Source organism: Streptacidiphilus albus JL83, from assembly GCF_000744705.1.
Lineage (GTDB): Bacteria > Actinomycetota > Actinomycetes > Streptomycetales > Streptomycetaceae > Streptacidiphilus > Streptacidiphilus albus.
Window position 1 is genome coordinate 782202 of the sequence record NZ_JQML01000001.1, and the last position, 22535, is coordinate 804736.

The window sequence follows — 22535 nt, forward strand, 5'->3', positions numbered from 1 at the left end:
TCTCGCGGCTGTCGACCGAGGATCACGCCGAGGGGGTCGGCCCTTCCAACTGGTCGCTGATCCACTGCAGCGGACCGGTGCCCATCGCCGGGACGTAGGTGTAGGCGTTGTGACGGCCACCGGGGATCAGGTTGAGGGTGGTGTGGACCGGCCCGCGGTTGCCGTAGGAGGCGATGAAGTTCTTGATCGCGCTGATCGTCGTCCGGCCCTCCGCGGTGCCGACCTGGAAGGCGAGGTAGACGTCCGGTCCCTTGCGGGCGATCAGCTGGCCGGCCAGCACCTGCGGGTTGTTCTGCTGCTGCTCCTTCTCGTGGCCCTTCCAGAAGGGCGAGTCGGGCACGATGTCCGGGCCGGAGGCGAGCACCGCCTTGAAGCGGTCCGGGTACTGCAGCACCGTCTTGAGTCCGGCGAAGCCGCCGCTGGAGGAGCCCATGAAGGCCCAGCCGTCGCGTGACTTGAGCGTCCGGAAGTTCTGCTTCATCAGATCGGGGATGTCATCGGCCAACCAGGTGCCCATTTTGGGCTGGCCGGGGATGTCGCTGCCGTCCCAGTAGTGGTCGTGGTCGTCGGGCCCGGGGTTGAGCACCGGCATGGCCAGCAGGAACGGCTTGCTCTTGCCCGACCGGTACCAGGAGCTGATGCTCTGCTCCAGCTTGAGGCCGGGGTCGGCCCAGTAGTTGTCGTTGAAGCCGGGCCCGCCCGGCAGGGCGATCAGCACCGGAAAGCCGCTGTGCGCGTACTTCGGGTCGCCGTACTCCTTGGGTGCCCACACCCACACCTTGCCGGTGTAGCCGGACTTCTTGCCGGTGATGGTGGCCACGGCAATGTGCGTGCCGTCGTCCAGGGTGTGCGCGATCCGCCACGGAGTCTCCGGGCCGGTCGGCAGGACGGTGTCGGCAGCGGCCTTCACCGCCGTACCGCCGCCCCCGCCCGGACCGGTGGCCACGGTCGTGCCGAAGTTGATCGGCTCGCCCTTCTGGCTGAACGGCGGGATCTCGTAGTGCTTCATCATCGGGATGCCCACACCGACGACACCGCCCAGGCAGACCGTGGCTGCGATCAGCAGCGCCGTTCGGCGCCGGCGCCGCCCACGGGAGCGCAGCTTGCGGGCCGCAGCCCGGTTCCCGCCGGAAACGGAGAGGCCGCCACCGGACTGCCCGGGTATCACGGGCTGGTCGGGCACGGTGCGCTGGTCGGGCAAGGTGGACTCCGTCGGTGCTTGTGGCCGTACTGGCCTGCTCTTACCTGCAGGACGGAAACTCACACCGCACGGTTCCTGTCTGCACGAACCTTTCTCCGATGAGCCGGTGCCGGGGCCCGGTCCGGCGGGACCGGGCCCCGCTTCGAGGAGGAGGCTCAGAGGTTGAAGACTTCACCGGTGGCCCGCAGCATGACGCACTGGTTGGCGAAGGTCTGCTGGTAGGACAGGTGCCTGCCGTTCCAGACGCCGACCGCGGTGGCCGTGACCGGGAGGTAGATCATCGGGCACAGCGTGCCGGCGGCCGGGAGCAGGGCGATGTCGCCCTGGACGCTGATGATGCTGTCGCAGGCGGCCGCCGCGTCGGGGTGGGTGCCCTCGGCGGTCGGGGTGCAGCTGAGCGTGACCGCCTGCTCGACACCGGCCTGGCGCTGCGGGCCGGCGCCGGCCACGCTGAGGACCAGGTCGTCGGGTCCCTGGTTGATGGGGATCGCGGAGGCCGGCGTCGGGCTCAGGGCGAGGAGGCCGGCCGCGGTGGCCGCGACCGCTGCTGCGAGAACATTCCGAGTGCGCATTTCAATCTCCTGTCGGACGAACGGACATCGCAGCGCAGTCTTGCCTGCAGCCTTGGCATGCGCACACCCGATCATGCCCGTGCGTCACAATGTGACCACATACTGCGACCGAACTATGGCCTGGAATCCCCCTGTCGCCGCGCGTCGTCGCAGCCTCGGACCGAGGGGCGCCCGGCGCGCCGCCGGCGGCAAGTATTGCCTGGTCAGCTGGGGCGCCGGCGGGCTCAGGGCACCCCGGACGGAGGTGTCACCGCTCCCGGCATATCCGGACTTGCGCCGCAACCCCCGGCCGTCGGCCGCGTGCACATGGCCGATTGGGTGCCCTTTTTGGACCCGCCAGGGGCGTGCAGACACCGGCGGCACTGCCTCCGGGCCATGACCGAGTGATATGTGTAGAACATGACAAGTACCTCCTTTTCGCTTGTGGACCCTCTGCTCGCCCTGGGGCTGACCTTGTACGAGGCGCGCGTGTACATCGCCCTGGCGAACCGCAGCGGAATGTCTGCGGCGCAGGTCGCGACCGCCGCACGGATCCCACGGCAGCGTGTCTACGACGTCCTGGAGAGCCTGGAGGACAAGAGCCTCGTGGTCCGGCACGACCTGCGCCCGGCCCGCTTCGACGCCATCGACCCCCAGCGCGGCATCACCCGCCTGATCGACACGGGCAGGCAGCTGGCCGTCGACGTCGTCGCGCAGCTGCGCCCCGCCTGGCTCGCGGCGCGGGCGGGACAGTCCGGCCCCGGTCGGCCTGCGGTCCCCGGGGCCGGGTGGTCCTGGCCGAGTCCGGCCAGTGGTGCCAAGCCGCCCAGCACTCGGTCCTGGCCACCGCCTGCCCGCCGTTCGAGGGCATCGGGGACGCGTCGTGGATCGAGCGCGTGGACCAGCTCACCGCCGCCGGCGGCACCGTCCGCTGCATCTACCACAGCGACATCCTCCAGGACCCGGCCCTCCTGGCCAGCGCACGCGACTTCGCACAGGCCGGCGAGGTCTCGCGGGTCACTCGTGATGTGCCCACCCGGATGATCCTCACCGACGGCAGCAGGGCCCTGCTGCCGGTGCTGCACTCCAGGCAGAGCCCGGCCGCCACTCCCATGCTGCTGATCGACGACCCGAAGGTGATCACCGGACTGGAGGAGTCGTTCGAATCACTCTGGGCCCATGCCGCACCCCTCTACGAGGAAGCCGGAGCCAGGCCCCGCCCCCGGAGATGAGCCGGAACCGGGGCCGGCAGCGTGACCTGCCCCGCTACGGCGCCAGCAGCGGGAGCAGCACCTCGTCGACCACGGCCCTGACCTCCTCGTCGGGGACGGGGCCGCGGTCGATGGACTCCGCCACGATCAGTCGCGGGCCGATGGCCGCGGTGCGGGCGGTGGCGCGCTCGGGGGCGGCCTGGCCACGCCCGACCGCAGTGAGCATGCAGTCGAGCAGGACGCTGCGGTGCGGCAGGATGACCTGGTCCATGACCTGGGCGAAGAGCTCGGGATGGCGGGGGCGCTGGGTCAGCAGGGGCCGCAGGGCGCGTCCGCGCGGTTCCTCCAGCAGCCGGGCGAACTTGGTGAGCAGGAACAGCAGGTCACCCCGCAGGGTCCCGGTGTCCGGCGCGGTGAGTCGGCCCAGCCCGGCGTCCTCGTCCTTGAGCGCGGCCAGGACGAGCTCGGCGGTGGTGCTCCAGCGCCGGTACAGCACCGACTTGCCGGTGCCGGCCCTGGGAGCGATCCTCTCGAAGCTCAGTTCCTCGAAGCTGGTCGCGGCCAGTTCCTCCAGCGTCGCCCGGTAGATCGCCTGGGTCAGCTCCACCCCCCGGCGGCGGGTAACGGGGGCGTGGAGCTGCGGGGATGGCGTCGCAGCAGAGGCAGTCACCCTTCCCGTTATAGCCGTCGGCAGCCGTTCGCGTCGAACGGTCCACCGAGGTACGGTGGATTTAAGAAACAACCTCGTCCTCTATCTACGGGAGCCCTGCACCATGGACGCACGCCTTGAGGACCGCGCCGCGATCGCCGATCTGATGACCGGTTGGATGCACCGCGACCTGGGCGAGTGGGACCGGCTGCGCGGCCTGTTCCACCCCGGCGCGACCATCGCCATCACCTGGTTCGACGGCCTGGCCAGCGACTTCGTCGACGGATCGGCCCGGATGGGCGCCTCCGGCCTACGGAGCAAGCACCTCATCACCCACCCGCAGATCACCTTCAACGGGGACCGCGCCCTGGTGCAGACCAACGCGATGATCATCGCCGAGAACCCGGTCCTGGAGCTCGGCGCAACCGCCCACAACCGCTTCCTGGACCAGGTCGAGAAGCGTGACGGCGGCTGGCGCATCAGCCGCCGCGACAGCAGCTACGACATGAGCTACTTCAACTTCCTGACCGAGGGCCGGCAAGCCGACGAGCAGGAGGTCCGCCGCTTCCCGCGCGAGTACGCCGCCCTGGCCTACCTGCTGGAGAAGTCCGGCTTCCCCGTCGTGCGCGAGTTCCCCACCCGCGACAGCGCCCTGGAAGCCGAGATCAAGGCCGCCGGCGCCGCCTGGCTCAGCAAGGCCTGACCCACTTCCCCGACCACCCCGCACCACTCCCCAGACGGGCCTTCGGCCCACGGGCGCCCCGTTCAGGAACCCCGGCGCCACCTCGACGTGCGTCGGCGCTTGACGCCTGCTGCGAAGCCGGCGAGCGCGGCGGCGCTCGGGGCACAGTCGTCGAGCGAAACCGGATCGCCCATGGCCACGACGATCTTCCGGGAGCCCCGGTACGGCTCGCGGCCGTGGGCCGTCAGGATGTTGTCGACGATCATCACGTCGCCCGGCCGCCAGCTCTCCCGGACCGTCGCGTCGCGGTACGCCGCGTCGATCGTCGCGATGTCCTCGCGCGTGACGGGAGTACCGTCGCCGCACGAGGTGCCGAACGGCAGGTTCTCCGCGCCGAAGTCCTCGGCCAGGACTTCGCGGACGTCGGGGTCGAGGGACCATTCGTTCCAGAAGACCATGTGGTTGAACCAGACCTCCGCTCCCGTGCGCGGGTGCCGGATCGTCGCGGTCCGGCGCTGGACGGTCCGGAGGTGTCCGTCGGCGCACCACTCGTGCGCGGTCAGGTTCCTGCGGCAGTACTCCGCGACGGCCGCCCGGTCCTCGGTGCCGAACGCCGTCTGCCACGACAGGCCGAGATGCTCGCCGTAGTTGCGCACCAGCCCCCAGCCGTGCTCGCGGAAGCGGTCGGCCAGCGGGGCGGGGATGTTCCTCAGGACCTTGCGGACATCGGTGACCGGCGTGGCCCCGCCCTCGTCCGGCGCAATCAGGCACCCGAACACCAGGAGACCCGGGAACTCCAGGGCGTAGCTGTTCTCGTTGTGCGGCCGGATGGACTGCTGTGGCGGGAGATCGGTCGAGGAGAAGACATCGGAGCCGAAGTGGCTGCGGGGCGTCGCCTTCTCCTTGTAGGACGCGGCCTCGGTCACGACCGTGTCGCGGACGGCGGCGAAGTCCTCGACGCTGCGGACCGGCAGTCCGCGCAGATACAGCGCTCCGTGCTCGTCCAGGCCCCGGCGGATCTCGTCACGATGGTCCACGAGCCATGCGCGGGCCTGCCCCAGGCACATCTCAGGGACATGCGCGGTGACGGGCTTTCCGGGGGTGGCGATCCACTGCGGTGCCGTCGATGTCGTGCTCATGAGTTCCTCTCCGATCCGAGTCGTGCTCCACGCCCGAGGGCTGCGAGGCCGACGACGTCGTCAGGCAACGCGTCCGGCAGGTCGTCGTCGAAGCGGGCGACCGCCCGGAACCGGCCGGCCAGGCCGACGATCACCAGCGAGATCAGTCCGCAGACCATGTACAGCAGGCCGAGCCCTCGGCCGGGGCCGGTCCCGATCACCGCGCCGACGCTTGCGGCGAGTACCCCGTGCGGGGCCACCAACGGATCCAGCAGCCTCGTCCCCAGGGGGACGAGCAGTCCGAGGCCGATCGGCAGGGTGGCGTTGGCGGCCATGGTGTTGACCGCGAAGACCCGGCCCTGGAAGCGCTGCGGGACCTTGGTCTGGACGATGGTGGTGATGATCCCGTTGACGAGTACCAGGCAGAACAGGAGCCCGAAAGCGCCGACAGCGACCTCGGCGGCGTTCGGCCGGAGCCCCGCGACCAGCGCCGACAGGCCCATCAGCACGGTCAGGACCCTGATCCCGACCATCCGGCGCCGGCGCGGGCCGCCCCACACGGCCATGGCCAGGCCGCCGCCGACCGCGCCCGCGCCGCCCGCGACGAGGACGGCGGCGGTCGCCGGCAGCGACGAGAAGGACAGGACGAGCGGGCCGACCATCACGGTCAGCGGGATGAGGAACATCCCGACCGCCGCGAGCAGGATCAGCAGGCCGCGGAAGGCACTCCGCCCCAGGACGAACCGGAAGCCCTCGGCGATCTCCGCGGCCATCGACTCCCGGCGGTGGCCACCCATCGTCGCCGGGAACCGCACCGCGGCGATCACCGCGACGGCCACGAGATAGCTCGCGACGTCGAACACCAGGATCCCGCGCAGACCGATCCCGACCAGCAGTCCGGCGGCCACCATCGGCACGAGGAACTGGGCCGTCCCGTTGGAGAGCTGGACCATGCCGTTCGCGTGCCCGAGATAGCGCTTGGGCGCCAGTTGCGGAATCGCCGCGTCATAGGCGATGCGCTGGAACGTCAACGCTGTCGACAACGCGCAGATCAGGACGTAGACGTGCCACATCCGCAGTGATCCGGACCAGACCAGCGCCAGCAGTACCGCTTGGATCCCACCGCAGGCGAGATCGCCCGCCATCATGACCCGGCGACGGTCCAGGCGGTCGACGACCGCCCCGGCCAGCGGCGCGACGAGGATGCCGGGGGCCAGCGCGAACAGGGCGATCAGGCTGAACTTCGTCACCGAACCGGTGGTGCGGAAGATCCAGATCGGGAGGGCGAACTCGGTCAGCGCGGAGCCGGTGATCGAGACCAGCTGTCCGAGGGCGACGGCCGCGAACCGTCCCAGGCTGGGCCGGGGACCATCGGACGACGCGGCGGACTTCGAGGGAGTCGCAGTGTCGGCGGCCGTCGGCTCGGGCTGCCGCGCAGCCCCGGCCCCGTCGTGCAGCGACCAGTCGGCACCGCGCCCGGCGCAGGTCAGCTCCGCGCGATCGCCGGAAGCGATGGCGGGATGGACCGTGGTGATGATCTGGGCGAGCTCCTCGGCACGGTACTTGGGGAAGAAGTGCCCCGCTTCCCTGATCGTCACCAGCTCGGTGGTGTCGCCGAGGAAGCCCCACTCCCGGAATCGCTCCTGATGGAACTCGGTCGCGGGATCGAGTTCGCCGACCACGGAGATGACGGGCGCCCCGATCCGCACGGGGCTCCCCCGGAACAGCTCCGTGAAGTAGTCGAAGCTCAGCTGGCCGTCCCGGCGCATCGCCTGGACGACCGCCAGGAGCTCTTCCTCTTCGAGCCCTGAGACATCCGCCCCGAGCCCCTGCAGCCCGACGGCTTCGGCGCGATCGCCGCCGATCCGCTCCAGGAAGTCAAAGATCCGGTTGAACCCGGACATCCGCCCCGGCAGCCGCGCCGCGGGGAAGACACCGCCGAGGTACAGAGCCGACAGGTCACGGCCGGCGGTGGTCAGCCGCTGGGCGATGGCCACGGCCAGCGCGCCGCCGGGTCCGCAGTGCCCGTACAGGACCAGCGGCCCCCGCACCGCAGCGAGGATCTCGGCCACGCACAGGTCGGCGAGTTCGCCGATGGGCAGCTGCTCCTCGATCACCCCGGCCTCGTGTCCGGGTACTGCCACCGAGTAGAGGCTGTAGCCGGGCGGAAGGGCATCGGCGAGCGGCTGGTACACGACCGCGTTCGCACCGCCGTGCGGCAGGCACACGAAGGTGGCCTGCCGCTGCTCGTCCGCAATCACCGCCGTGAGCTCCTGGAGCAGCCGACGACGCGCCGCACCACCGCTCCCGTCTCCCCCGCCGCCCCCGTCCGCGAGGAGTGCGGCGATCTTGGCCACCGTCGGGTGCTTGAAGACGTCGACCACCCGGATCCGGCCGCCGATCTCCGGGAACGCGCGGCGGATCCGGGCCACCACCTGCGTGGCCAGCAAGGAGTGCCCGCCCAGGGCGAAGAAGTCGTCCTCGGCGCCGACCCGGTCGAGCTCCAGCACCTCGCACCAGACGGTCGCGACGGCCCGCTCGGTGTCCGTCGCCGGCTCCCGGAACCCGGTCTCCTGCTCGGGCCGCTCCGCGTCCGGATCGGGCAGGGCCCGGCGGTCGACCTTTCCGTGCGCCTGGAGCGGGAACGCCTCCATCCAGACGAACCTCGCGGGCACCATGTATTCCGGCAGACTGCCGAGAAGGTGGCTGCGCAGATCGGCGGCGGCCACGTCGGCGCGGCCCTCCGTCCGTTCCAGGTAGGCGACCAGTCGCTCGTTCCCCGCGTGGCCGCGCAGCTCGACGACGGCCTGCCCGACCTCGGCGAGCTCGGCCAACGCGAGCTCGATCTCCGCCAGTTCGACGCGGTACCCGCGAATCTTCACCTGGTGGTCACGGCGGCCCCGGAACTCCAGTACCCCGTCGGGCAGCCAGCGCACCAGGTCTCCGGTGCGGTAGAGGCGGCCTCCCGTCGGGCCGAAGGGGTCGGCGACGAAGCGTTCCGAGGTCAGGCCCGGTCTGCCCAGGTAGCCACGGGCCAGCGTGTCCCCGCCTATGTAGAGCTCTCCCACGATCCCTGGAGGAACCGGCCGCAGCCGGTCGTCCAGGACCCGCACCCGGACGTCGGGCAGCGGCTTCCCGATCGGCACCGTCACACTGCTGTCGGCGCCGTCCGGAACGACCTCGTGCACCGTGACGGCCACGACCGTCTCGGTCGGGCCGTAACTGTTGAACACCGCGCACCGGCCCTCGGCCGCCAGTCCCCGCGCCCACTGCGCGGGTGATGCCTCGCCGGCGAGGATCAGCGCACGGCGCGGCAGCAGGCTCCGCGGGTCCACCTCGACGCCGAGCGAGGTCAGGTGGGACGGCGTCATCTTCAGGTAGTCCAGGCCGATGCGTTCCACGGCCTCGGCCAGTTCGGTTCCGGATGACCGGCGCGGGAGCAGGTGCAGGCAGCCGCCCGTGGTCAGCGGCAGGTAGAACATCAGCATGCTGAAGTCGAAGGACAGTGACTGCAGGAGGCCGTAACGCCCTCCCGGTTCGATCCGCAGCACCTCCTTGATCTCATCGAGGTAGGCCACGATCCGGCGGTGTTCGACGGCGACGCCCTTGGGCCGGCCCGTCGTTCCCGAGGTGTAGATGACGTACGCCAGGTCACCCGCGGACGCGACCGGCGCCAGCTCCGCGTCGCGCTCCTCGGCCACGGACTCGCGCTCGACGTCGATCGCGAGGACCGTCCCGGCGAAGCCGGGGACCTTCGAGCGGTTCGCGGAGTCGGTGACCAGCACCGCGGTGCCGGAGTCGGAGAGCACGTACTCAAGGCGGTCCCGCGGCTGCTCCAGGTCCAGCGGCAGGTACGCGCCTCCTGCCTTGAGTACGCCCAGGACCGCGACCGCCAGTTCCAAGGACTGCTCCAGGCCGATCGCCACCAGGGTGTCGGGGCCGACTCCGAGCGCGCGCAGCCGCCGGGCCATCCCGGTGGCCCGGCGGTCCAGCTCTCCATGGGTCAACGACTCGGTTCCGAGGACGAGCGCGGGGTCGTCCGGCGCGATCGCCGCACGGGCCCGGATGAGTCGGTCCAGCGTCGCGTGGGTCGGCTTCCCGACGGACTGCCCGGACCACGGGCCGAGGATCAGGTCGGCGTCCGCGGGCGCCAACATCGGCAGCTCGGACAGCCTCAGGTCGGGCTCGGCCACTGCGGCGCGCATCATGGCTTCCCAGGCCATCGCGAGACGCTCGACCGTCGAGGCGGCGAACAGGTCGGTGCGATAGGTGATGAAACCGGTCAGGCCGTCCGGCGTCCGACTCATGTAGGCCGCGAGATCGAACTGGGTACTCTCGCCGCCGACCTCGAAGGGCTCGATGGCGAGCTCCCGCACCGATCGCACGGTGCCCGCGCTGGCGGATCCGGAGAGGTTGTCCAGGGCGAACGTCGTCTGGAACACCGCGGAACGGCTCGCGTCGCGTGCGCCGCCGAGTTCGGCGACGACCCGGTCGAACGGGAGGTTCTGGTGCGCGAACGCGTCCAGCGCGGTCTCCTGCGTCCGGGACAGCAGGGCGCCGAAACTCGGGTCGTCAGCGACCCGGGCCCGCAGGGCCAGCATGTTGACGAAGGAACCGACGACTCCTTCGAGCTCGCGGTACGGCCGACCGGCGACGGGCGACCCGACGGCGAAGTCGTCCTGGCCGCAGACCCGGGCGAGCAGGGCCTGGAACCCGGCCATCAGGGTCGTGTAGAGCGTCGCGCCGTGAGTACGGCCGAGTTCGTCCAGCGCCTCGGCCAGCCCGCGGTCCCAGGAGAAGAGGTGGGCTGCGCCGTCGAAGCGCTGCTCGGCGGGACGCGGACGGTCGCACGGGAGATCGAGGTTGGGCACGCCGGCCAGTTGGGCGCGCCAGTACCCGATGTCGGGACCTGCGGCCGCACCGGCCAGCCGGTCCCGCTCCCAGATCGCGAAGTCCCCGAATTGGACCGGAAGCGCCGTCAGGTCCGCCGGGGTGCCGCTGCGCGCGGCGTCGAGCAGGGCGCGGAGTTCGTCCTGGATGATCAGCAGCGTCTGGCCGTCGCCGATGATGTGGTGCATGGCGAACACCAGCACGTGGTCGTCGTGGTCGAGGCGGGCCAGCGCGGATCGGAACAGCGGTCCGGTGTCGAGGTCGAAGCCACGATCCGTGACCTCGGCCAGCACGCGGCGCGCCTCCGCCATCCGCTCCTCGGTCGGTCCGGCGCCGTCGGCCAGGTCCACGAGCCGCAGCCGAGCCGGGGAGACGTCGTCGATCACGAGCTCCGGACGGCCGTCGGCCGTCGCCGGGAACCTCATCCGGAGGCTCTCGTGCCGCGTCGCGAGCCCGGTCAAGGCCGACTCCACGGACGATGCGTCGAGGTTGCCCTTGATCCGCCAGGCGAATGCAAGCACGTAGGCAGCGGTTCCCGGGGTGAGTTGCTCCGTGAACCACATGCGCTCCTGTCCGCTCGACAGGGGGACGACGCCATCCGCCGGGCGCGCGACGACGGACCTCGCGGGTACCGCGCGCCCCCGGAGCCGTTGCGCCAGGACGGCTCGCTTGTCGTCGGACAGGGTCGCTGTCCGACTCGACAGGTCAGTCATCGCTCTTCGTGCCTTCCATGAGTCGGGATTCCGGACGGGTCTGCCGCGGGAAGGTCCTCGACCAGTCCGCGGGCCTCCTCGTCGGTGAGGCCGTCGACCTCGGCGATCAGCAGCACCTCGACTGCGTCGGCGAGGGCGGCCACGGTGCGGTGGGCGAACACCGTGCGGACCGGAACGTCCAGGTCCAGGTATTCGCGCAGTCCTGCGACGAGCCTCGCGGCGAGGAGGGAGTTGCCCCCGCACGCGAAGAAGTCGTCGAAGACGCCGACCCGGTCGGTGCCGAGCACCTCGCCCCAGACCCGCGCGACCAGGTCCTCGGCCTCCGATCTGGGCGGGACGTGGACCCCGGCGTCCGCCGCACGGCCGGGCACCGGCAGCGCCCGCCTGTCGGTCTTCCCGTTCGGGGTCAGCGGAAGGGCGTCGAGGACCACGAACGCGGAGGGCACCATGTAGTCCGGCAGCAACGCCGTGAGATCGGCCCGGACCTGCCGCACGTCCACGCCGGCCACGCCGTCCTCGGCGGAGACCAGGTAGGCGACCAGTCGGCGGACTCCGGGGCTGTCCTCACGCACGACGACCGCGGACCGGGCGATATCGGATCGGGCGTCGAGCGCGGCCTCGATCTCGCCGGGCTCGACGCGGAACCCGCGGATCTTGATCTGCTCGTCGGCCCGTCCGGCGAAGTCCAGCTGCCCGTCCGGGCGCCATCGGGCCAGGTCTCCGGTGCGGTACATGCGCTCACCCGGCTCGCCGAACGGACACGCCACGAACCGTTCGGCGGTCATCCCTGGTTCGCCGAGGTATCCCCGGGCCAGTCCGGGGCCGGCCAGATACAGCTCCCCGGCCACCCCCGGCGGCACCGGCCGGAGTCGGGAGTCGAGGACGAACCCACGGGTGTCGGCGACGAACCTGCCGATCGGCGGGGCCTTGCCGTCAGCGATCAGGGCACCGCTCATGGTCGCGCAGACCGTCGACTCGGTCGGGCCGTAGGCGTTGACCATGATCCGTCCAACCGACCAGCGCTCCACGACGTCCGGTGGGCAGGCCTCACCCGCGACCAGCAGTGTGCTGACAGCGGGCAGGGATCCGTCGGGGAGGACCGCCAGCGCCGCCGACGGCAGGGTCACCTGGGTCACCCCGAACTCCGCCGCGGTCGCGACCAGTTCCGGTCCCACGGCCAGACGCTCGGCCGGGACCACGACCAGCGCCGCCCCCGCGCACAGGGAGATCCAGGTCTCGCAGACCGATGAGTCGAAACTCGGCGAGGCGAACAGCAGCACCCGCGAACCGGGACCGCACCCGAGCCGCTCGGCATGGGTGGCCGCCAGCGCGGCGACACCGGTGTGCGTCACCGCCACCCCCTTGGGACGCCCGGTCGACCCCGAGGTGTAGATGACGTACGCCCGGCCGTCGGCGGACGGCCCCGGCCCTTCGGGCACCTCCCGAGCGGAGGTCGGCGGTGGGGTGGGAGGCGCGTCGTCGAGCGCGTCCAGGAGCAGCACCGGAACGCCGGCGTCCGCCATGGCGCCCGGGACCGGGCTCCCGCTCACCAGCAGCACCGGGGCCGCGTCGGTGAGCATGAAGGCGATCCGTTCCGCCGGATAGGACGGGTCGACCGGCAGGTACGCCGCACCGGCCTTGAGCACGGCCAGCTCCGCGACCACCAGCTCGATCGAGCGCGGAAGCGCGAGCGCGACGATGTCCTCGTGCCCGACACCGTGCTCGCCCAGGACCCTCGCCAGCGCGTCGGCGCGGGCGTCGAGTTCGGCGAAACCGACCTCCACCCCGCCGGATACGAGCGCCGTCGCATCCGGACGGAGTGCCACCTGCACGGCGAACAGTTCGGGAATGGTGGCGCGTGCCACCGCCGGTGCTGAATCGCCCCGCGCCCCGAGCATCAGCGCTCGTTCCCCGTCCGTGAGCACGTCGATCAGCGAGACCGGGGTCCCCTGCTCCGAGGCGGCCGCCCGGAGGACGCGGGCCAGCCGGTCCGCGAGGCACCCGGCCGTTCCGGAGTCGAACACGTCCGTGGCGAACTCCAGGACGCCGTCCAGACCGGCCGGACGCCCCGACTCGTACCGCTCCGTCAGCGAGAAGGTGAGGTCGAACTTGGCCCGCTGGAGCGCGACCGGAACCGGTTCGACCTCCAGGCCCGTCAGGTCCGGGACCTGCCGCGTGGCGTCGTCCAGGGTGAGTGAGACCTGGAAGAGCGGGGACCTGGACAGCGACCGGTCCGTGGCGACTTCGTCGACGATCCGGTCGAAGGGGATGTCCTGGTGGGCATAGGCGTCCAAGGCGGTTTCCCGCGCCCTGGCGAGAAGCTGGGTGAAGGTGGGGTCGCCGGACACGTCGGTCCGCAGGACCAGAGTGTTGACGAAGAAGCCGACGCTGTCGTCGAGGGCCTCGTCCATGCGGCCCGCCACTGCGGTCCCCAGCGGAATGTCCTCTCCGCAGCCCGATTTGGACAGCACCACGGCGAGCGCCGCCTGGACCACCATGAAGAGGGTCGCGTCGTTGTTCCGCGCCGTGCGCCGGAGGTCCGCGTGGAGTTCCGCGTCCAGCCGGAACGGCTGCTGTCCGCCCCGGTGGCTCGCGATGTCCGGACGGCCCCGGTCGTAGGGCAGCGCCAGTTCCGGAGGCAGTGCTTCGAGTGTTTCGCGCCAGTGGGCGAGTTGGCGGTGGGCCAGGCTTTCCGGGTCGCCTGCGTCGCCGAGGAGTTCCTGCTGCCACAGCGTGTAGTCGGCGTACTGTCCCGGGAGCTCCTGCCAGTCCGGTGCGTCTCCGGACCGTCGTGCGCCGTAGGCCTGCGACAGGTCGCGGAGCAATGGTTCCATCGACCAGCCGTCGCCGGCGATGTGATGGATCAGCAGGAGCAGCACGTGCTCCTCGGCGCCGAGGCTGAACAGCCAGGCCCGGACCGGTGGCTCGGACGCGAGGTCGAACGGGTACCCGGCGGCGGCTTCCAGGACGGTGGGCAGGGTCCCCTCGTCCGTGCGGGCGAAGGTGATCGGCGCCCCGGCCCGGTCGGGGCGGAGGATCAGCTGGACGGGTTCGCCGTCGACCTCCGGGAACACCGTGCGCAGGCTCTCGTGCCGGGTGACCACGTCGGTGAGGGCAGCCTGTAGCGCGGTCGCGTCGACGGCGCCGGTCAAGCGGAACGCCGTGGGGATGTTGTAGGTGGGGCCGGGCCCCTCCAGCTTGTCCAGGAACCAGAGCCTCCGCTGTCCTGCGGAGAGCGGCACTCGTTCGGGACGCTCAACGGGGCGCATCGCCGACCGCGTCGCGCCGCACATGTCATCGACGGCCTCGACGAGCCCGGCCACGGTGGGCCTGCTGAACAGGTCGCGGATGCCGACCTCGACGCCCAGAACCGTGCGGATCCGGCTGACCAGCCTGGTGGCCAGCAGCGAGTGTCCACCCAGTGCGAAGAAATCGTCCTCGACGCCGACCTGCTCCAAGCCGAGTACCCGCGCGAACAGTCCGCACAGGATCTCCTCACGGGCCGAACGCCGTCCGCGCCCCGACCCGGCCTCCGCATTGAGATCCGGATCCGGCAGCGCCTTCCTGTCGATCTTCCCGTTCGCGGTGAGCGGCAGGGCGTCCAGGAGCACGAACGCCGACGGCACCATGTAGGCGGGCAGCCGGTCGGCCGCGAAGTCGCGGATCACCGGCTTCCGCAGCGGAGCGGCTCCTCCGCCGGCCACCGGAACGACATACGCCACCAGACGCTTTTCGCCGACGGCGTCCTCGCGGACGTCCACCGTGGCCCGGTCGACCCCGGGACAACCCGCGAGCACCGACTCGATCTCCGCCGGTTCGATCCGGAAACCCCGGATCTTCACCTGCGCGTCGACGCGTCCGAGGAATTCGAGTTCCCCCGGCGCAGTCCACCGCACCAGGTCTCCGGTGCGGTACATCCGCCCGCCGGCGTCGCCGAAGGGGCACGCGACGAACCGCTCCGCCGTCAGGGCGGGCTGCCCCGCATATCCTCGGGCCACGCCCGCACCGGCGACGTGGAGCTCGCCGGGCACCCCGATCGGTACCGGCCGCATCGCGTCGTCGAGGACGTACGCCCGCGCACCGGCGATCGGAGTGCCGATGGGCACCGATCGTGACGCGGCATCACCCCGCCACACCGTGGCGTCGATCGTGGTCTCGGTCGGCCCGTAGGTGTTGAACAGCACCCGGTCCGGCCCCGCCCATGCGCGGACCAGGTCCGGCGGGCACACCTCGCCGCCCACTTCGATCACCACGTCGGACGACACCGACGCGGGGTCCAGTCCCGCCAACACCACCGGCGGCAGCGAGGCGTGGGTCACCCGCTGCTCGGCCAGGAAACCCGAGAGCGCGGCTCCGAGCCGGCGCTCCGACGGCACCACGGTCAACGTCGCACCGTAGGCGAACGCCAGGGCCCACTCCAGACAGAAGTTGTCGAACCCCACCGACGCGAACTGCGCGACTCGTGAAGCGGGCCCGACGCCGAACCGGCTCAGCGCTCCCACGGTGTTCGCGAACGCCGCGTGGGTCACCACGACGCCTTTCGGTCGGCCCGTCGACCCCGAGGTGAACACCACGTACGCCGCATTGGCCGGCGACAGCGGACGCCGCCGCTCCGTGTCCGACACCGGCGAGCCGTCCGCGTCCGCCCACTGTGCTGCGGCGTCCGGTCCGTCGAGGACCACCGTCGGCACTCCGGCCGAGCGGGCCGACGGCTCGTGCGCCGCCGACGTGACGACGCACTGCGGCGGGGCGTCCGCCAGCATCGAAGCGATCCGCTCGGCGGGCAGGTCGACGTCGACGGCCAGAAACGCGCCGCCCGCCTTGTGGACGCCCAGGAGCCCGACGAGCACGTCGGCCCCGCGGGGCAGCATCAGCGCCACCACCGACTCGGGACCGACACCCGCTGCGATGAGCACCCGAGCGAGCTGGTTGGCCCGCGCGTCGAGGTCCCGGTAACTGAGCTCCACGTCGTCGGCGACCAGGGCCACCGCGTCGGGTGTCCGGGCGGCGTGGGCCGCGAACGACTCCGGCACCGTCGGAACGGAGTCCGGTGCGGGCGGCTCACCCCAGGCGTGCAGCAGGTCCCGTTCGGGCCCGAGCAGAACGTCGATCCCCCCGACAGCCGTGTGGGGATCGTCTGCAGCGGCTTCGAGCACCAGGATCAAGCGGGCCACGAGCGTCTCGGCCGTGGACCGGTCGAACAGCTCGGTGGCGTATTCGAGCTCCCCCGCCAGGCCCGCCGGGAGGCCGGCGCCGGTGCGCTGCTCCGCGAAGCTGAACGTCAGGTCCAGTTTCGCGGTCCCGGTCCGCAGGTCGAGGGAGTGGCTCTCGATGCCGTCCAGGTCGAGTCCGCCGTTCGCATCGCTTTCGAGGGCGAGCATCACCTGGAACAACGGGCTGCGTGACAGCGATCGGTTCGGGGACAGTTCCTCGACGACGAGGTCGAAGGGGATGTCCTGGTGCGCGTACCCGCTCAGCGCGGACTCACGGACCCGGTCCAGTAGCTGGGCGAACGTGGGGTCGCCGGACACGTCGGTCCGCAGGACCAGGGTATTGACGAAGAGACCGACGACGTCGTCGAGTGCTTCGTCCACGCGGCCCGCCACCGGAACCCCCAGCGGGATGTCCGTTCCGGCCCCGACCCGGCTCAGCAGGCCACCGAGCGCGGCCTGGAGCACCATGAAGAGCGTCATGTCCCGGTCACTGGCGAGCCGTGACAGCCTTCGGTGAAGGTCGGCGCTCACCTGCACGGGCACGGTGTCACCGCGGTGGCCGGCTTCGACGGGTCGGGCCCGGTCCGTGGGGAGCGCGAGCTCTTCGGGGAGCCCGGCAAGTGCTTCGTGCCAGTACGCGAGCTGGCGGCGGCCCGCACTGTCCGGGTCATCGGTGTCACCGAGGAGTTCACGCTGCCACAGCGCGTAGTCGGCGTACTGCAGGTGCTGCGGTCGGCCACCAGCGGATCCACCGGCCCGCCGCGCGTTGTAGGCCTGGGAGAGATCGCGCAGCAGCACGCCCCGCGACCAGCCGTCGCCGGCGATGTGGTGCAGCAACAGGACCACCGTGTGCTCTTTGGAACCCGTGCTCACCAGCCACCCGCGGATCGGCAACTCGGAAGCAAGGTCGAAGCAGTGGCCGACGGCATCCTCCAGGAGGGACGGGAGGGTTCGCGCATCCGTCGCCGACTCGGCGAGTGACAGGACGGACCGCGCTTCGTCGGCCGGCACGATCCGCTGCACGGGCTCACCGTCGACCTCCGTGAACACTGTGCGCAGGCTCTCGTGCCGGGCAACGACATCGCCGAGTGCGGCACGGAGCACACCGCCGTCCACCGCGCCGGACAGGCGGAAGGCAATCGGGATGTTGTAGGTCGGGCTCGGGCCCTGGAGCCGGTCCAGGAACCAGAGCCGCCGCTGCGCCGGCGACAGCGGCAGGCGATCGGGACGCGCTCGCGGGACGAGCGCGGGTCGCGCGCTTCCGTTCTGCTCCAGGGTTGCGGCCAGCCCGGCGACGGTGGGGTGCGCGAACAGGTCGCGGATGCCGACCTCGACGCCGAGCGCGCTGCGGATCCGGCTGGTGAGCCGGGTCGCGAGCAGGGAATGGCCGCCGCACTCGAAGAAGCCGTCGTCGATGCCGACGGACTCGATGCCGAGCACCCCCGCGAACACCCCGCACAGCACCTCTTCGCGAGGCGAGCGCGGACCGCGCCGCGCCGCGGCTTGCGGGTCGATGCCCGGGACCGGCAGCGCCGTCCTGTCAAGCTTTCCGTTCGCGGTCAGGGGCAGGGCGCTCAGGAGCACGAAGGCAGCGGGCACCATGTAGCCGGGCAGCGCGGCGGCGGCACGGGCGCGGAGGCCGCGAACGAAGGGCCGGCCGTCCGGAACGGGAACCACGTAGGCGACGAGGCGCGGGTCACCCGGATGGTCCTCACGGACGATGACGACGGCCCGGGCCACGTCGGGGTCGTCGGCAAGGACCGCCTCGATCTCGCCGGGTTCGATGCGGAAGCCGCGGATCTTGACCTGTTCGTCGGCGCGGCCGAGGTACTCGAGTTGCCCGTCGGGCCGCCAGCGCACCAGGTCGCCGGTGCGGTACATCCGTTCCCCGGGCTCACCGAACGGGCAGGCCACGAACCGGCTCGCGGTCAGGTCCGGGCGCCGGTGGTAACCGCGGGCCAGACCGGCGCCCGCGAGGTGGAGTTCGCCCACGACGCCCGGCGGCACCGGGTTCAGATCCGGGTCCAGCACATGGACCCGCGTGTTCGCGATCGGGCGGCCGATCGGCGGTGCGGCCGGTCCGGTGGTGCCGGAACCCGCTCCCGGCTGCAGGTCGGCGATGACGGCGCAGACGGTCGTCTCGGTGGGGCCGTAGGCGTTGACCAGGCGCCGACCCGGTGACCAGGCGGCGACGGTCTCGGCCGGACAGGCTTCCCCGCCGAGTATGAAGGTGGCCCCGGGTCCGGCGTCCGGCGTCATCGACGACAGTGCGGACGGCGGCAGGCAGATATGGGTGATCCCCTGTTCGGCGGCGAGCTCGACCAGCGGCGGTCCCGGGAGCAGGCGCTCGAACGGCGCGAGGACGAGCGTCGCGCCGGAGAGCAGGGACACGCAGAACTCCGAGATGACGACGTCGAAGCTCGGCGAGGCGAACTGGAGCACGCGGCTGCCCGGACCGGTGCCGAAGGCAGCGATCTGGGACACCGCGAGACTCGCGAGTCCGGTGTTCGGGACCAGCACGCCCTTGGGCCGTCCCGTCGAGCCCGAGGTGTAGACGATGTAGGCCGTGTTCCCCACGCCCGACGCACGGACCGGGGCAGCGTCCGGCTGCCCGTCGATCTCGGCGGCGGTGTCGCCGTCGTCGAGGACGACCAGTCGCTCGACCGTGACTGGCAGCGCCGCGACCAGGGTGGACGTGGTGACGACGAGGACCGGGTCGGTGTCGGACAGGAGGAAGGCGACGCGGTCGGCAGGGTAGCCGGTATCCACCGAGAGGAAGGCCGCACCGGTCTTGGCGACGGCCAACTGCGCCACGACCTGGTCGATCGACCGGGGGACGGCGATGGCGACGTTCCGCTCCGGCATCGCGCCACGGGCCGCCAGATGGCGGGCGAGCCGGTTGGCGGATCGGTCGAGTGCCGCGTACGTCAGGGTCCTGTCTCCGCAGGCGAGCGCTACCGCGTCGGGCGTCCTGCGTGCCTGGGCTTCGAACAGATCGGCGAGCGTCCCTCGGGGAACGTCGCGGCCGGTGTCGTTCCAGGTGTCCAGGACCAACGCCCGCTCCGCGGCGGACAGGACGTCCAAGCCGCCGACGGCCGCGTCGGGATTGTCGGCCAGGGCTGCGAGCACCCGGACCAGACGGTCCGCCAGCGCCTCGGCGGTCGGACGGTCGAACAGATCGGTGGCGTACTCAAGGACGCCCAGCACTCCCGCCGGAGCGCCGTCCGGGGTCGCCTCCTCCGCCAGGTCGAAGGTCAGGTCGCACTTCGCGGTGCCGGTCCGAAGCTCTCGGTGGGTGCCTCGCAGGCCGTCCACGACGAATTCGGTGTCCGAGGGGATCTGCAGCGCGAGCATGACCTGGAACAGCGGGTTGGTGGCGAGGGAACGGTCGGGCGCGAGTGCCTCGACGACTCCGTCGAAGGGGATGTCCTGGTGCGCGTACCCGTCGAGGGCGGTCTCCCGCACGCGGTCCAGGAGCTGGGCGAACGTGGGACGGCCGGACATGTCGGTTCGGAGGACCAGGGTGTTGACGAAGAAACCCACGAGATCGTCGAGGCCTTCGTGCGTGCGTCCGGCCACCGGGACACCCAGTGGGATGTCCTCCCCGGCGCCGACCTTGTTCAGCAGGACGCAGACGGCCACCTGGAACACCATGAAGAGCGTCACGCCCCGGTCGCGCGCGACTTCGGTGAGCCTTCGATGCAGATCGGCACCCACGCGCACCGGGACGTCGGCACCGCGGTGGCTGGCCACGGCCGGCCGCGCGCGATCGGTCGGCAGCGGGAGTTCGCCCGGCAGGCCGGCGAGGGCGCCGCGCCAGTACGCGAGCTGGCGGTGCGCGAGACTGTCCGGATCGCCGGGGTCGCCGAGCAGTTCGTGCTGCCAGAGCGTGTAGTCGGCGTACTGGACCGGCGGCGAGGGCCGACTCGGCGCCTCGCCCGCGACGCGTGCGGCACAGGCCCGGGACAGGTCGCGCAGCAGCGTGTCCATCGACCAGCCGTCGCCGGCGATGTGGTGCATCAGCAGGAGGAGGACGTGCTCACGGTCTGAAATGCTGAGCAGCAGAGCCCGGATCGGCGACTCGGCGGCCAGCACGAAGGTGTGCCCCGCGGCCTCCGCCAGCGCCGCCGGCACCTGCTCGGCGGACACCGTCCGTGTCGTGAACGGAACCGGCAACGCGTCAGCGGCCACGATGTGTTGGAACGGCTCGCCGTTGACCTCCGGATACACCGTGCGCAGGATCTCGTGTCGAGCCACGACATCGCCGAGGGCCGCCGCCAGGTGCCCGGCGTCCACGGTCCCGGTGAGCTGAACGACCAGCGGCAGGTTGTAGGCCGCGTTGGTTCCCGCCAGCCGATGCAGCAGCCACATCCGCCGCTGCGCCGGGGAGAGCGGCAGGCGTTCGGCACGCCCACCAGGGCGCAACACCGGTCTCGTCGTGCCGCCGGCGCCGTCGACCAGCATCGCCAGCTCGGCCGCCGTCCGTCGGGCGAACAGGTCGCGCAGGGTGATCTCGGTACCGAGGACGGTGCGCAGGCGGCTGAGCAGGCGGGTCGCGAGCAGCGAGTGGCCGCCGAGCTCGAAGAAGTCGTCATCGACGCCCACCCGTTCGAGCCCCAGGACCTCGGCGAACAGGCCGCAGAGGATCTCCTCACGCGCCGTGCGCGGACTGCGCCCCGGCTCGGCTCGTGCGGAGGGGTCCGGGATCGGCAGCGCGCGCTTGTCGGTCTTCCCGTTCAGGGTGAGCGGCAGGGAGTCCATCATCACGAAGGCCGAGGGCACCATGTAGTCCGGCAGGGCGGCGGCGGTCGCGGAACGCAGTCGGCGGACATCCGGCGCCACGCCGGCTGCGGGTACGACGTAGGCCACCAGCCGACGATCGCCGGGCCGGTCCTCCCGGGCGATCACCACGGCCCGGGCCACGTCGGGATCACGCGACAGCACTGCTTCGATCTCGCCCGGCTCGATCCGGAAGCCGCGGATCTTCACCTGGTCGTCGGACCGCCCGAGGTACTCCAACTGTCCGTCAGGTAGCCACCGGACCAGGTCCCCGGTGCGGTACATCCGCTCGCCCGGAGCTCCGAACGGACAGGCCACGAACCGCTCACTGGTGAGAGCGGGACCGTTCACGTACCCCCGGGCCAATCCGGCCCCGGCCAGATACAACTCGCCGACCGCTCCCGGCGCCACCGGGGTCAGGCTGGTGTCCGCCACGAAGACCCGGATGTCCGTGATGGGACGGCCGATCGGCGCGGAGCCCGGCCACCGGTCCACGTCCGCGGGGAGAGTGCACGCGGTGACCACGTGGGTCTCCGTCGGCCCGTAGTGGTTGTGGAGGCTGCGACCCGGGCGGTCCCGGATGAACGCGGCCAGCGCGGCCGACAGGGCCAGGGGCTCCCCGGCCTGCGCCAGTACCTTGAGGTGGGGGAGTTCGAGCCGTGCCTGTCGCGCTGCCTCGCATACCGCGTCCAGTACCAGGTTCGGCGCGAACAGCTCCGCCACGCGGTGCTTCTCCAGCCAGAGCGCGAACTGCTCGGGATCGCGTCTGGTCTGCTCGTCCGGGATCACCAGAGTGCCGCCCACGACGAGGGTGCAGAGGATCTCCTGCGCCGAGACGTCGAATCCAAGAGCCGTGAACTGCGCCGTGCGAACCCCGGCCCCGCCCGGAAGTGCGGAGACGTGCCAGGCGACCAGATTGGCCAGCGCTCCGCCGGTCATCATCACGCCCTTCGGGCGGCCGGTCGAACCCGACGTGTACATCACATAGGCCGGATGTTGCGGTAGCAGGAGTCCGTGACGGTCCGTCTCCGCCGGCGGTGCCGAGTCCTGCGCGGCCAGGTCCGCCGCCACCTCCGGCGAGTCCAGGACGAGCACGGGGACGTCCGAGAGGTCCGGGTCGACGTCCATCGAGCCCGCGTCCGTCAGGACGAGCGCGGGACGGGCGTCGCGCACCATGAACGAGATCCGATCAGCGGGAAGGGCGGGATCGAGAGGCAGGTACGCGGCCCCGGCCTTCAGGGTCCCCACCAGTGCCACCACCACGTCCGCCCCGCGTGGCAGAAGCACCGCGACCAGTGTTTCCGGGCCCACGCCGGCAGCACGCAGGTACCGCGCCAGGCGGTTCGAACGGACTTCCAGCTCCGCGTACGTGTACTCGGAACCCTCCGATATCAGGGCCACGGCATCCGGTGTCCTGGCCGCCTGCGCAGAGATGAGGCCCGGCAGGGTCATGGAGGCGTCGATTCCGTCGCGGGACTGGTCGAGCCGCGCGGCGGGATCAGGGGTGGATGCCATGGCGGATTGCTCC

General features: G+C 71.5%; 8 protein-coding genes and 1 pseudogene. 3 read left to right on the forward strand and 6 right to left on the reverse strand.

The features are described from left to right. Positions 1 to 22 precede the first annotated feature (22 nt). Positions 23 to 1201: an alpha/beta hydrolase gene (locus BS75_RS03645; RefSeq protein ID WP_231607669.1), complete on the reverse strand. Its 1179-nt coding sequence runs from the start codon at positions 1199 to 1201 to the stop codon at positions 23 to 25. A gap of 155 nt (positions 1202 to 1356) precedes the next feature. Then, positions 1357 to 1773, reverse strand: coding sequence for a subtilase-type protease inhibitor (locus BS75_RS03650; protein WP_034087161.1), 417 nt, complete (start codon positions 1771 to 1773; stop codon positions 1357 to 1359). A gap of 399 nt (positions 1774 to 2172) precedes the next feature. Here BS75_RS03650 and BS75_RS52075 point away from each other — a divergent pair. After that, a pseudogene (locus tag BS75_RS52075) lies at positions 2173 to 2394 on the forward strand (helix-turn-helix domain-containing protein); the annotation flags it as partial. Between the two features lie 146 nt (positions 2395 to 2540). Continuing rightward, a complete protein-coding gene (locus BS75_RS49890; protein WP_034087162.1) occupies positions 2541 to 2984 on the forward strand; it encodes a hypothetical protein in 444 nt (147 codons plus the stop codon). Positions 2985 to 3018: 34 nt separating this feature from the next. Here BS75_RS49890 and BS75_RS03660 read toward each other — a convergent pair whose 3' ends face one another. Then, on the reverse strand, positions 3019 to 3633 hold the full coding sequence (locus BS75_RS03660) for a TetR/AcrR family transcriptional regulator (protein ID WP_034087163.1): 615 nt from the start codon (positions 3631 to 3633) through the stop codon (positions 3019 to 3021). A gap of 103 nt (positions 3634 to 3736) precedes the next feature. On the opposite strand from BS75_RS03660, the gene BS75_RS03665 reads away from it, so the two are divergent. Further along, a complete protein-coding gene (locus BS75_RS03665) occupies positions 3737 to 4315 on the forward strand; it encodes a nuclear transport factor 2 family protein (RefSeq protein WP_034087164.1) in 579 nt (192 codons plus the stop codon). A 62-nt stretch (positions 4316 to 4377) separates the two neighbouring features. Here BS75_RS03665 and BS75_RS03670 read toward each other — a convergent pair whose 3' ends face one another. From BS75_RS03670 to BS75_RS03680, 3 genes are read right to left on the reverse strand one after another with little or no spacing between them, the layout of a single operon-like run. After that, positions 4378 to 5433, reverse strand: coding sequence for a TauD/TfdA family dioxygenase (locus BS75_RS03670; protein WP_042438072.1), 1056 nt, complete (start codon positions 5431 to 5433; stop codon positions 4378 to 4380). After that, positions 5430 to 11015: a non-ribosomal peptide synthetase/MFS transporter gene (locus BS75_RS03675; protein WP_034087165.1), complete on the reverse strand. Its 5586-nt coding sequence runs from the start codon at positions 11013 to 11015 to the stop codon at positions 5430 to 5432. Before BS75_RS03675 ends, BS75_RS03670 begins: the two co-directional genes overlap by 4 nt. Then, positions 11012 to 22522, reverse strand: coding sequence for a non-ribosomal peptide synthetase (locus BS75_RS03680; protein ID WP_052069146.1), 11511 nt, complete (start codon positions 22520 to 22522; stop codon positions 11012 to 11014). Before BS75_RS03680 ends, BS75_RS03675 begins: the two co-directional genes overlap by 4 nt. Positions 22523 to 22535: the final 13 nt, after the last annotated feature.

Bases quoted from the DNA above. Each gene is read 5' to 3' on its own strand.
- BS75_RS03650 (WP_034087161.1), bottom strand. From the start codon at position 1,773: ATGCGCACTCGGAATGTTCTCGCAGCAGCGGTCGCGGCCACCGCGGCC.
- BS75_RS03665 (WP_034087164.1), top strand. From the start codon at position 3,737: ATGGACGCACGCCTTGAGGACCGCGCCGCGATCGCCGATCTGATGACC.
- BS75_RS03670 (WP_042438072.1), bottom strand. From the start codon at position 5,433: ATGAGCACGACATCGACGGCACCGCAGTGGATCGCCACCCCCGGAAAG.
- BS75_RS03675 (WP_034087165.1), bottom strand. From the start codon at position 11,015: ATGACTGACCTGTCGAGTCGGACAGCGACCCTGTCCGACGACAAGCGA.
- BS75_RS03680 (WP_052069146.1), bottom strand. From the start codon at position 22,522: ATGGCATCCACCCCTGATCCCGCCGCGCGGCTCGACCAGTCCCGCGAC.